The sequence below is a fragment of the Novosphingobium sp. BL-S-34 genome, assembly GCF_056857015.1.
The window spans coordinates 576,614-589,230 of sequence record NZ_JBXEPV010000003.1 but is presented as its reverse complement, the minus strand read 5'-3'; the positions used below and the strand labels follow the sequence as shown (position 1 = coordinate 589,230).

Here is a 12,617-nt window from a genome sequence, read left to right as displayed (position 1 = left end):
TGCCGGTCGGGGAACGAACGCCGCCATCGCGTCTATCCGACTGGCGGAGCGGTGAGCACGCTCTTACCGGAACTGCCCGGGGCCGCTTTCACTTGCGCGCTTCGACCTGCTTACCCAGCCGCGCCGCTACGCACTGGTCGGCGGGCATGCCATCGGGGCAGCTCTCGGTCTTGGGCACGAGAGCGCTGTCCTTCGGCAGACGAACGGTAAGGATGCGCACCGCCTCGGTGCCGATCATGCGCGAGGTATGGCCGCGCCCGGTCACGTCGTCCGCCAGAACGATGTCACCCTTGGAAAGGATGTGCTTCGAACCGTCGCCCAGCCCCACTTCGAGCTGGCCGGACAGGACGATCAGGAAACGCGGGGTGGAAACGCCGTGGAAATCGATGAAGCCGCCGGGCAGCGTATCGCCGATTTCCACATCGGTGGCGCGCAGCCGCGACTGAACCGAACGCCCGTCCCCCCCGCCCGTGAGCGGCAGGTCGATGATCTCGAGATGGGATTCGCCGTCCTCCCCGCCGTACATGTGCATCATCCGCATGGCCTTGCCGGCAGCCGAAAGCGGGGTGACGGGCACCGGATCGGCCAGCGAGGGCGCCGCAAAAGCCAGCACGGCGGCGAACGAAACAAACAGTCTCATGCCCCTTGTTCTCCTTCAGGCACTGACGTGGGAACCGGCGGCGGCGAAGACGGCGCCGGACTTCTGGTCATGACGGGCGGACAGTTCGCGCAGGCGAGGGATTAGTTCGCGCCCGTGGACCGCGATATCGCCCAGCAGGTCGAACCCGCGCAGCAGGAACCCTCCGATGCCCATGGCATAATAGTCCATTAACGCATCCGCCACCTGCTCGGCCGTACCCACCAGCGCAGGCGGCAGCATCGGCGTCGAGAAATCGATCGAGGCGCGGGTTATCCCGGTCCAGAGGCGCTTGTCGATCAGTTCGCTGCCGCCGGCCAGCGCCTCAAGTTCCTTGCGCCCCGAGCTGCCGCGCGTGGTGGCCAGCCTGGGGTCGAGCCGCATGGCGGTGCCGGTCGCATCCCCCTTTCCGGCATCGGCCTCGGAGATTTTCGCCTGCTGGACCGCTGCAGTCTCGCGAAGCTGCTCGATCACTGCGCGCGCCGCCTGCCAGGCCTGTTCCTCGGTATCGCCGAGGATGACCCGCGCCGATGTCTGCAGACGCAGAGGACGGCCGGTCGCCGCCCAGGCCGCCTTGACCTGCGCCGCTGTCTCCTTCATCTGCTCCAGCGGCTTGAGACCTCCGATCGCGTAGACATCCGCCACTTGCGCGCCCACGTCCAGCGCCAGCGGCGATGCCCCGCCCCAATAGACCGGGATGGCGCCGCCTTCCGGCCGAATTTCCGCCAGCGCCCGGTCGAACCGATACCAGTCGCCCACATGGCTCACCGGTTCGCGCGCAGCCCAGACCCTGCGCATGATCTTCACATATTCGCCGCTGCGCCGGTAGCGCTCGTCCTTGGTGTGGTAATCCCCGTCGCAGGCCAGTTCGAGGTCGTTGGCGCCGGTTATGACATGGACCCCGGCACGCCCGCCGCTCAGCCGGTCGAGCGTGGCGAACATGCGCGCGGCCATGGTCGGCGCGATGAAGCCAGGCCGATGCGCCACCATGAAGGATAGCCGCCGGGTGATCGCGGCCGCGTAACTGGCGATGGCGAAAGGGTCCGGCGCGTAGGAGTTCTGGAGGATCAGCACCCGGTCGAAGCCGTTCTCGTCGAAGGCGCGGGCCAGCGTGCCGATCGTCTCCACATCGAAGCTCGGCCCGTCCGGCGGCGACACTTCCGAAGCATTGCGGTGGAGCAGGACTCCCAGGATTTCGAGCGACATGACGGCCCTCCCCAAGGCCGGACCACGATGCGTGCCGGCTACAATTCTGACCCCGAAAAACTGGCAGGTGACCGAGAGGCGAATAATCCAAGAAATCTATTACCCTGCGAGAGAAGCTTGATCGAACTTTCGCGGGCAACGGCAACCAGGAAGGCCCCCTGCCGATGAACATCGTCAAGCTCGAACGCATGATCGCCGTCTACGAGGCAGGCAGCTTCCGCAAGGCGGCGCGCCGTTTCGGCATGTCGCAGCCCGCGCTCACCTGGAGCATCCGGCAGCTGGAGGAGAGCCTCGGCCTCTCGCTGTTTGTACGCGGACCTTCCGGCATCCGCCCTACCGAGGCCTGCGAGACGCTGATCGTGCGCGCACGTCTGATCGTCAGCGAACATGCCCGCCTGCTCGCCGAAGTGGAGCGCAAGAATCGCCAGCAGGTGATCGTAATCGGCGTCCACCCGGTGCTGCTCAACAGCCAGTTCGCCCACACCATCGCCGCTTTTCGCGAGCGCGAGCCCGCCGTTACCCTGCGCGTGGTGGAAGCCTATAGCGCCGACCTCATCGCCCGCCTGCAACGCGGCGAACTGGACCTAGCCTTCTCTGCCGCGCCCCCCGAGGACGAGGAGGCCGACGAAATCGCCTTCGAGCCGCTGCTGCGCCAGTATTATTCGATCTTCGCCCGCCCCGATCACGCGATCTTCGCACAGATCGAAAGCGGCGGGCCGATCACCGAACACGCTTGGGCGCAGGCAGACGCGCCCAATGTCGGCGCGCGGCAGGTGACCGCCAGCAGCGGCGATCGCAATACCAACATAGTGCTGGAACTGCTCGCGCGCTTCGGAATGACCGAGAACATGGTGGCGATCCGTTCCGCCTCGATGCACCTGATCCGCCGGATGGTCATTGACGGCGGCCTGCTGGGCATGGTCCCTGAAAGCCAGTTCGCCACTGAATTGCAGGGCGGCACCGTGCGTCAGGTGCCCGGCTCCAACATCGAGGGTCCGCCGCTCGGCCTGCTGTGGATTGATGGCTGCTACGAGACACTGGCCATGCGCCGGCTGAAATCACTGCTGCGCACGATGCAAGTTCCCGATCATCCCAAGGCGCTGCCCGCCCCAAAGATCGCGGCATGATGGCCGCTACTGCCCGGGTGATAGAGGTGCTCTATCACAGGTCAAAATTAGTTCTCTGTTTCGCTTTGACAAGCCCAAGCAACATGCCGCCACTGGCTGCGCTGGGTTCCAGTCGCTCACCGTGGCCCCTTTTTTCCTCTCTGCGAGTCCGGCGATGAACAAGCATCCCCTCAACCCCATCACGCCCGAGCATATCGAGACCTATCGCCGCGACGGCGTGGTCTGCCTGCGCCAGATGTTCGACGCGGAATGGATCGAGCGTCTCCAGCAAGCCGCGCTCGAAGTCTCAGCTGATCCCGCAGCTCACGGCCTTACCGGCCCCTCGCACGGCGCCATGATCTCGGTTTCGCACCTCTGGCACAAGCCAGGCACATTCCGCGACTTCGCCTTCAACTCGCCCGCGGGGGAGATCGTGGGCCGCGTGATCGAGGCGGACAACGTACAGATGTTTCACGATCACCTGTTCCGCAAGCCACCGCAATCCCCCGCGATCATGCAGTGGCATGCCGATCACCTCTGGCCCTTCACCGGCACCATGATCCCCAACCTGTGGGTTGCATTGTCGCCGGTGAACGAGGAGAACGGCCGGATCGAATTCGTCGCGGGCTATCACCGCTTCTGCATCGACACGGGCTCTCGCTTTGGCCCGGCCGGAGACGGCACCTTCCGCTTCCCAGACTTCGAAGCCGAGCGCGGCAATCCGGATTTCCCGTTCCGTTTCGTCACCTGGGATCTCCAGCCGGGCGACGCTGTGCTGTTCCATGTAGATATCCCGCACTTTTCCAAGGGCAACGATTCCGATACGCTCGCCCGCACCGGCCTTGCCATGCGGATGATCGGCGACGACTGCTACTGGTGCCCGCGCGAAGGGCTGATGCCGGTCCACGGCATGGACCTGATGAGCCAGCCCGACGGTGTTCATCCCGAGCCCGGCGAACTGCTGCCGCTCATCTGGCACCGCCCGGACGACGAACCCCGCGCCTTTACGCCGCGCCCCGCCCCAGCGGCACGGGCAGCATGACCTTCGATCCCGGCAAGCGCGAATTCCTTGGCGGCGCGGCGCTGTTCGCGGCGCTGGGGATCGCCGGACCGGCGGTGGCGGGCAAGACTCCCAGTATTCTGGTCGAGCCTATCCCGGGCCCGAACCTGCCGATGGAATTTCCCGGCAGCGGCGGTACGGTTCCTTGGCTGAAGCGGGTTTTTCACCTCTATTCCGGCCCTGACGGGCTGACCCGGGCCGAACAACTTGAAGTGGTGGAGCCGCGCGGCCAGGCCATCGCTACTCTGCTGCGCCGCACCGCCGCGCGCGTCACCCTGGGCGGATCGCAGCCCGGTGCCGGTTTCGGCTTCCACGTCGCCAGCCAGCCGACCCTGCTGATCCCGATCTTCGGGTCGATGACGATCGGCCTTCATGACGGCACAGAATACGAATTGCGCCACGGCGACCTCGCCTATGCCGAGGACTGCAGCGGCAAAGGCCATATTTCGAAAGCCGGGCCGGATGGCTCGTTCATGGTCGCGGTGCAGCTTCCTGGCGATGGCTGCCCCCTGTCCGGCAGTTCCGACATGAAGAAAATCTGGTCCGACCAAGCCCGCTGAGCCCATAGCCCCTCGCTTGAAGGAAGACGCGTGAAGAAGACTGCATATCTCGGCTGGGCGATCGGCTCCTTCACCTCCTCGGCGCTGGTCAGCGCCGTGGGCTTGCTGCACTTGCGGTTCATGACGGATTCGCTCGGCCTCGCCATCGGGCTGGCGGGAATGCTAACCGTCCTTTCCAAGATCTACGATGCCGCTTGCGACCCGCTGATGGGCCACATCGGCGACCGCACCCACACCCGTTTCGGCAAGTACCGCCCCTATTTGCTGGGCGGCGGGCTGATGGCCGGGCTTTCCATGGTCATGCTGTTCAACGTGCCTGCGGCGCTTTCGGGCACGGGGCTCTGGGTTTGGGTGGGCATGACGCTGCTGTTCTTCTCCACCGCCTATACCTTGTTCCGCATTCCCTATCTGGCGCTGGGACGGGCGATCACCTCCAACTTTCAGGAACGCTCGAAGCTGATGACCTTCAGCGTCTACGGCTCCTCGCTCGGCAACATGGCCGCGACCGCCGCGGCGCCGTTCCTGCTTTCGCGCATTGGCAGCGACCGTGCCGGACACGGCATAGTGGCGATCGTGCTGGGCGTGCTCATCGCCCTTGGCGGGGCGGCCTCCTTCGCGCTGCTGCGCGAAGGCGAAGCGGCGCACAGCACGCCTTCGGGCAACGGCTCCCTGCGCGAGGCCGTAGATGCCCTGCGCCGCAACCGGCCGTTCCTCTGCCTGATCGGCTTTAAGCTCGTGCTGTTCTCGGGCCTTACCGTTCACATGGCGGCGATCCCCTTCTACACGCGCCACGTCCTGGGCGTGGCCGACAGCACGCTGGGTTCCATCTTCCTCGTGCAGACGCTGGCGATGATGGGCTCCCAATACCTGTGGGTACGCCTTGCCGCGCGCCACGGCCGCCGCAACGCGCTGCTCGGCGCAAGCGCGCTTTGCGCCCTGGCCTATTTCAGCTGGCTCTTTGTTCCCGCTGCCCGGCCCGAACCCTTCGTCCATCTCTGCGCGCTGGTTTCCGGCATGGCCACCGGCGGCATCTTCCTCGGCCTCTACACCGTGCTGACCGACACGATGGACTATTCGCGCCAGGCACAGGGAGACAGCCGCGCCGGGATGCTCGCAGGCGTCTTCGTCATGGTCGAGAAAGGCACTGCAGCCTTCGGAACCTTCGTGTTCAGCATGACCATGGCCTGGGTCGGGTTCGTGTCCTCCAACGGCAACGGCGCGGATACGCAGTCCCCCAGCGTGCGGCTTGGGATCATCGTGGCGCTCTCCGTCGTACCCTCGCTCGCCGCGGTAGCCGCAGGCCTCATCATGCTGCGCTATCGGCTCCCCGGCGAGGCTGCATCCGAACAGTTCCCGAACGCCGCGCAGACGCCCGAAGCATCCAAATTAATTGTCCTGAAAAACACTGCAGGCTGAAAGTAATAATACAAGTTCCAATACCTTGGAGAGTGGGCGCGCCTAGCCCCACCACCTGAAGTCGTCTCCGCGATATTCTATTTATCCGTACATCGGATAGGATAAATACTTCAGACGAATACTCATCTGACTGCGACAGCATGCCCCCTCAAGAACAGAAAACATGAGGGAAAGTGTCCATGACCAGCGATTTGAAACGAAAAGTATTGACGACCAGCCTGATCGCCACCGCCGCCATGCTGGCGACGCTCCCCGCGCAGGCCCAGCAGGCCAATGACGCAGAGAGCGGCAATACCATCGTCGTCACCGCCAAGAACCGCAAGGAAAGCCTTCAGGACGTCCCGCTGGCGATCACCGCGCTAAGCGATCAGGATCTCGCCGGTGCCCAGATCCGCGACGCGCGCGACCTTCAGAAGATCACGCCGAACCTCAGCCTTTTCGCCGGCTCAGGGCGGAATGACCCCTCAGCCTATTCACTGCGCGGCCTCGCTCCCAATACTTCGGACGAGCGCTATCAGGGCATCTCGATCTTTATCGACGGCGTGGCCTTGTCCGGGCAGCTCGCCTCACTCGATCTGGAGAACCTCCAACGCGTCGAGATCATCAAGGGTCCACAGAGCGCCACCTTCGGCCGCGCGACTTATAGCGGCGCGATCAACTACGTCACCGCTGATCCCTCGGGCGACGCCGTGACCGGTTTCGCCAAGGCACGTGGCAGCCTCACCAACAACGCGCCGGACGCCAGCTACTACTTCGGCGGCACCCTCGCCGCCCCGATCGTCAAGGATGCGCTGTGGTTCTCCGTTTCCGGCTCGCTGATGCAAAACGGCGCCTTCGGGAAGTCGGTTGACGACAGCACCCCGATAGGGCGCGAGCGCACGCAAGTCGCCTCGGGCACTTTGTTCTTCAAGCCGGGCGACAGCTTCTCGATCAAGCTGCGCGGCATGTACCAGCACGACCGCGATTCCCCGCCCGCACAAGCGGTGCAGCACCCGCGCGAATGGCTGGCGGCCGGCGTCGCGGTGGCGCCTTTCGCGCGCGGCAACGGCGCGTTCTTCCCCGCCTCCCTGCCGAACGGCGACCTTGACACCATCGGTACGCAGGGCGCCACCGGCTACGGACGCGACCGCTACTTCGCCAGCGCCGTCATCGCCAAGACCTTCGGCGACTACGAGCTGAGCTACCGCGGCGGTTACTTCAAGGAATCGCGCTGGGCCAATGTCGCCACCGTTCCCCGCGCGGTACAGCCCGGACAGGACCCGGTGTTCGGCGACTTGATAACCAACGGCACCGTGACCGTGCGCACCTCGGTGCTCGGCACCTTCCCCTCGACCGAGACTTTCGAGAACACAAGCCACCAGTTCATGTTACTCTCGCCCGGAAGTAACCCGTTCCGCTGGCGTGCGGGGCTCTATTACTTCTGGGAGAATGATCTCTCGGCCTTCTCTGGCTACGGCACCACCGCCAATCCCAAGGGCATGACCCGCAACGACCACCTCACCAACATGGCGGTGCTGGGCGGGTTCGACTGGGACATCACCGAGGCGCTGACTCTAAGCGGCGAAGGACGCTACGCCCGCGAGAAAGTGTCCTCCCCCGCCTGCCCGACTTGCGTGTTTTATCCGACCACGGTCGATTACAACAACATCTCGAAAGACTTCAGCCCGCGGATCACCTTGAGCTACAAGGTCACAGGTGAGAACATGGTCTATGCGCTGTTCTCCAAAGGCGTAAAAAGCGCGCGGTACAGCTTCGTGAATGTCGGCGGAGACTATGTCGGGCTCGCCGCAGAACCGGAGAAATTGTTCAACTACGAAATCGGCAGCAAGAACACCTTCTTCGGCGGCCGCCTGAACCTCAACCTCGCCGCGTTCTATGACGAAGTGAAGGACCAGCAGCTCGTCTCCACGCAAGAACGCACGGTCAACGGCAACATCGTCAACATCGCCACGGTGGGCAATGTCGGCGCCTCGAAGATACTCGGTTTCGAAGGCGAGGCGAGCCTCCGGTTAACGCCGCGCCTGACTCTGCGCGGCTCGGTCGGCTATGCTCACCAGGAGTTCACGACCAAGACCCCGCTCATTATCAGCACCAGTTCAACTTACGGCTTCCCCGCCAGCGCAGACAACTCGATCGTGCTCGACGGGCTCACTCAGGCCAACGTGCCGGACTGGAACGGCTTCATCGGCGGCGAATACAAGTTACCGGAAATGGGCGGTTTTTCGCCCAGCTTTCGCCTGGACGGCGCCTATCGCGGCAGCTGGTATGCCAATCTTGCAAATACCGTGAAAGGCCGCTCGGCCTGGACCGTGGACGGACGGATCAACTTCGCCAGCGATGCCATCGACTTCTCGCTGTTCGGTCGCAACATTCTCAACAACCAGCGCCCGACCGGCTCCGGCCTCGCCGGGGCCACCGCGACCTGCATTTTCGTGGAACGCGACACCGCCACCTATGGCTCCAACCAGCAGTGCCTCTATGCCTCGGTGCCCCGTCCGGCCGAATGGGGCATGGAAGCCATCCTACGCTTCTAATCCGGCCCACAACAAAAAGGCCCGGCAGGCACATCGCCTGCCGGGCCTTTTGCCGTTTCGTCACGCGCGAAAATCAGTCCCGCGCGCCGATCTCCACGGCAACGCGTTCACCGCTTTCCATCGCGGATTCCATGCCAAAATCGAGCCTCCGCGTATGCTCGCCCGCAAAGTGCATGACCTGCCAGGGATCGGTCATCTTGCGGGCAAAGCCGTTGACTTGGCCTGGCGCTAGGCTGAACCCGCAGCCGAGTTGGTTGGTATCGCGCATCCAGTCCTTGTAGGCGGCCAACCGCAGGAGCCCTTTCGCAGCTGGTCGGAGGCGGACGATCTCGTTCTGGATGAAGGCTTCCGCCTCGGCATGCTCCATCTTCGCGATGGCCTGCGCGACAAGGCCAACCATGACCACCATCGCCCGGTGGCGCCCCTCTCCGCTATGATTATCAATCGCCCAGAACATCCCGATCGGACCATCGGTGGAAAACGAGGGCGGCAGTCCGTCTTCCTTCCAGAACGGCTTCTCGGCCGTGAGGTACATGCGGGCGGTATTGGCATAGGGCATCGCAGAAATCGCCTGCCTTTGCAGGGGATTGTCCTTCCTCGCCACGATTTCGACACGGCGCAGCACCGAGAACGGAACGGCGGAAATCACGAACCGCGCCGAAAGGGCGCTGCCATCCGCGCAAGTCACGGTAGCGCCGCTGTCCGTCATCTCGATCCGCGCCACCTTGCGTCCGAGGCGGATGGCGTCACCCAGCTTCGCCGCCATGGCCAGCGGCAGCTGCTGGCAGCCACCCACGATGTTGTTGGTGGAGGCAAGGCCGTCGATCATGTTGTGGTCGTTGGCCTCCCCGAAAGGATGGTCCCGCGCCTGCGGGGCCGGCGACTGGCCCGTCCGGCGATCGACGCCCCCCCGCGTCTCCTCCTGCCACATGCGCAGCATCGAGGTTTCGTCAATGCCGATGCCAGGCGCCGAAAACCTTGCGAGTTCGATCGCCGCCTCGCTGTAGCCGTTACGCTTCATCAGTTCGCGCAGCGAGATGTCGTACTTGGAAAAGCGCGGATCGAGCCAGTCGTCCACTTCCTTGAGCGGGTTGAACTTCGCGGTGACGGCCTGTCCCATCAGGATCGGGTTGATCTTGCGCTCATCTCCGACGGTGCGGTTGAGCGGGTTCGAGTCCCACGTCTTGGGGTCGATCCAGGTGTCCTGGATATGACCGCCGAACGAAAGCAGGTCGCGGTCTTCCGAAACAAGCTTGAGCCCGTAGCGCTGGCAGGCGTCCAGCACACGGGCATAGCTGCGGCCGATCTGGCTGGCACCCACGTCGATGGGGCCGTCCACCGTCTGCACGGTCTGTACGCGCCCGCCAACCCGGTCGGACGCTTCGAGGATGAGCACGTTCATCCCCATCTCGCGCAGTAGCTCGGCCGAATGCAGGCCGGAAAGGCCCGCGCCGATAATGACGACATCGGCCTTCTCCGCAGCGAAGGCCATGCGCGGAAGCGCCAGCGTGGCAGCGCCCAGAGCGCCCGCGCCCAGAATCTTACGGCGAGTGAACATGAAAACTGTCTCCAGTCTGAAAAGGAAGTTCGGAACGGCCGTTGCCGGACGGACCAGCCATCCGGCAACGGCTGCCTGTCATCAGAAGCCCAGCTTGAGCTGCACGCCTGCGGTCCGCAGATCGGGCAGGCCGACAAGTACGGCGTTGTAGCGAGCCAGCGAATAGCCCGGCGCGATCGCCCAGTTATCGTCGATGCTGGTATAGGCCTTGTTGTTGAAGGCGTTGTTCACGAATAGCTCGATCGAGGCCTTCCCACGCGAAAGGCCGGTGCGCAGGTTTACCAGATGGCGGTCCTGCGTCTTGATGAGGTTCGCCTGGTCGGACCAAACGCCCGACTTGAAGCTGTAGTCCGCCCGCGCGAACCAGCCGGCATCGTCAATCCCGCGCAGGTCCCCGCCAAACTGCACGCCCAGGTTCGCAGACCACTTGGAGGTACGCGCCATGTCCTTGCCGCTGAAGTCGGTGATACCGGAATAGGCGGTTACGGAAGGATTGACGAAGCTGTTTATGTCCGTGCCCGTATAGGCGCCCGCCGCATCGATGGTGACGAGATCGCCCAGCCGCAGATGCGTCTCCCCCTCAAGCCCGAAAAGATTGGTGGAACCGGAGTTGGCAACGCCGGTGAACAGGGTGCCGTCGTCGAGCAGGAACGAATAGGACGTGATCTGCTTGCGCCATTTCGCGTAATAGCCAGCCGCCGTATAAGTCAGCCTGCCGTTCAGCGCCTTGCCCTTCACGCCCAGTTCGTAGTTGGTCAGCTTCTCCGGCTGCACCGTGAGCGGTACGCCCTGCTGCGCCGCCAGCGCCCGATCCCCCGAGTCCGTCGTCGAGGCCAGCAAGAAGGCGTTGAACTGCGACGGGTTCACCCCGCGCGAATAGGAGGCGTAGACCATCAAGTCCGGGTCGATCTGGAAGTTGGCGATCACGCGCGGCGTGAAGTTGCGGAACTTGTCCGAAGCCAGCTTGCTACCCGCCGTATAAGTGCCCGCCGGAACATAGATAGAATCAGCGATAGACAGGTTACTGTTGGCGTAAGTGGCGATCCGGTCGCTCTGGTAGCGGCCCTCCGCGCTTATCGAGAAGCGATCGGTGATGTCGTAAGTGAGGCCTGCGAAAATACCCAGGGTCTCGCTCTCGTTGCGTCCGGTGGTGCCGGGGCGGCCGCCGTAGATAGGCGTGCCGCTGCCCACCCGGTTCCACGCTTCGAGATAGCTCACCCCGGCCACGCCGTGAACGGCGCCGAAATCGTAATTCACCCGGCCTTCCGCCGAGTAGTCATGCATCTCGCGCTCAATCAGGTAGGGAAAGTCGTAATAGGCGGTGTTCCAGTAGCTCGTGCCGGTGAAGGACGAACTGTCGAACCCGTCGAGATCGACCAGAGTGCTCCATTTCTCCTCGTTGTGCCCAGCCAGCAGCGAGATCGAGAAATGGTCGTCGATCTCGTAGTCGGCGGTAAGGTGCGCGTGGATGGAATTGCGCAGCAGACCATAGTGATCGACCGTTTCGCCGCTTGAAAGCAGGCGTCCGGTGGGATTTTCGAGCCAATTGCTGAGCTGGCTGGTGAAGCTGGTGTTGGCGCTCACCGGATTAACAAGTCCTGGCGCGGTGCCGCAGATGAAGGCATCGCCGCCCGGCGTCGTGCAATTGCTCTGGCTGCTCTGGATCAGGGTGCCGCCCGGCGTCTTGATGTCCGTCGCCACGAGCCGGGTCTGCGCTGAGGGGCCGTCCTCGTCGCGCGTCCACATACCGAACGCCTTGACGGTGAGCCGGTCGCTCGGTTTGGCGACGAGCAGGAGGCTCGCGCTGCGCGTCGATTCATCGCCCAGCGTGCCGCCGTCATAGCTGTTCTTCCACGATCCGCCCTTGTCGAACGCATCCGCGGTTATCCGGAATGTCAGCACGTCGCCGATGATCGGGCCTTCGACCGAGCCGCGCAGGCGCCAATTGTCGCGCGTGCCGATCATTCCCGTCATTTGCCCGTGCCACTCGCCACCCGGCTCCTTGTTCACGAAGTTGATCGCACCGGCAAAGGTATTGCGGCCGAAATAGGCACTTTGCGGCCCCTTGAGGATCTCGATCCGTTCGGGATCGCTAATCGAAGTGAACGGCGAAGGCGAGGCGACCGGAACCCCGTCGATGAACATCGAGGTCGTCGTCGCATTGGTCGTCACCGGGGTGAAGCCGCGCAGCGAGATCTGCTGGAAGGAGCGGTCGGCATGACCGGAAGAGCTGTTGTTGATGTTGATGCCCGGCGTCGAACTCGCCAGCGACTGCATCGAGACGATGCCCTTGGCCTCCAGCGTTTCCGAAGTCATCGCGGTCACCGTGACCGGCGTTTTTAGCAGGCTCTCCTCCCGTTTGCGTGCAGTGACGACGATGTCGCCAGGAGCCATTTCCCCGGCCCCCGAGGTGGCCTGCGCCGGTGCGGACTGCCCGGATGCCGACTGGGCGAGGGCCGACTGGGCAAAGCCCGGAATAGCCCCACATGCGAGCGCAGTGGAAATCGCCGTCGTGAATCGTAAAATGTGACTGTTTCTGA

Annotated in this window: 9 protein-coding genes; 5 read left to right on the top strand and 4 right to left on the bottom strand. The window is 63.9% G+C overall.

Annotated elements, in window-relative coordinates:
- Positions 1-88: 88 nt before the first annotated feature.
- Together AC1VV3_RS25435 and AC1VV3_RS25430 are read right to left on the bottom strand one after the other, a co-directional pair.
- Positions 89-640: a cupin domain-containing protein gene (locus tag AC1VV3_RS25435; protein ID WP_465128500.1), complete on the bottom strand. Its 552-nt coding sequence runs from the start codon at positions 638-640 to the stop codon at positions 89-91.
- 15 nt (positions 641-655) lie between these two features.
- Positions 656-1,843: an LLM class flavin-dependent oxidoreductase gene (locus AC1VV3_RS25430; RefSeq protein ID WP_482963241.1), complete on the bottom strand. Its 1,188-nt coding sequence runs from the start codon at positions 1,841-1,843 to the stop codon at positions 656-658.
- A 164-nt stretch (positions 1,844-2,007) separates the two neighbouring features.
- Here AC1VV3_RS25430 and AC1VV3_RS25425 point away from each other — a divergent pair, with 164 nt between their 5' ends.
- The 5 genes from AC1VV3_RS25425 (at position 2,008) to AC1VV3_RS25405 (ending at position 8,519) form a co-directional block, all read left to right on the top strand.
- On the top strand, positions 2,008-2,970 hold the full coding sequence (locus tag AC1VV3_RS25425; protein ID WP_482963240.1) for a LysR family transcriptional regulator: 963 nt from the start codon (positions 2,008-2,010) through the stop codon (positions 2,968-2,970).
- A 154-nt stretch (positions 2,971-3,124) separates the two neighbouring features.
- Positions 3,125-3,991, top strand: coding sequence for a phytanoyl-CoA dioxygenase family protein (locus AC1VV3_RS25420; RefSeq protein WP_465128503.1), 867 nt, complete (start codon positions 3,125-3,127; stop codon positions 3,989-3,991).
- Positions 3,988-4,569: a cupin domain-containing protein gene (locus AC1VV3_RS25415; RefSeq protein WP_465128504.1), complete on the top strand. Its 582-nt coding sequence runs from the start codon at positions 3,988-3,990 to the stop codon at positions 4,567-4,569. Before AC1VV3_RS25420 ends, AC1VV3_RS25415 begins: the two co-directional genes overlap by 4 nt.
- A gap of 30 nt (positions 4,570-4,599) precedes the next feature.
- Positions 4,600-5,985 (top strand): MFS transporter, encoded by a 1,386-nt coding sequence (locus AC1VV3_RS25410; RefSeq protein ID WP_482963239.1) that lies wholly within the window; start codon positions 4,600-4,602, stop codon positions 5,983-5,985.
- A gap of 206 nt (positions 5,986-6,191) precedes the next feature.
- Positions 6,192-8,519 carry a TonB-dependent receptor gene (locus tag AC1VV3_RS25405; protein WP_482963238.1) on the top strand — a complete coding sequence of 776 codons (2,328 nt, stop codon included), beginning with the start codon at positions 6,192-6,194 and terminating at the stop codon, positions 8,517-8,519.
- Positions 8,520-8,592: 73 nt separating this feature from the next.
- Here AC1VV3_RS25405 and AC1VV3_RS25400 read toward each other — a convergent pair whose 3' ends face one another.
- Together AC1VV3_RS25400 and AC1VV3_RS25395 are read right to left on the bottom strand one after the other, a co-directional pair.
- Complete coding sequence (locus AC1VV3_RS25400) at positions 8,593-10,077, bottom strand: flavin monoamine oxidase family protein (protein ID WP_465128507.1); 1,485 nt, start codon at positions 10,075-10,077, stop codon at positions 8,593-8,595.
- An 81-nt stretch (positions 10,078-10,158) separates the two neighbouring features.
- A complete protein-coding gene (locus tag AC1VV3_RS25395) occupies positions 10,159-12,471 on the bottom strand; it encodes a TonB-dependent receptor (protein WP_482963237.1) in 2,313 nt (770 codons plus the stop codon).
- Positions 12,472-12,617 lie beyond the last annotated feature (146 nt).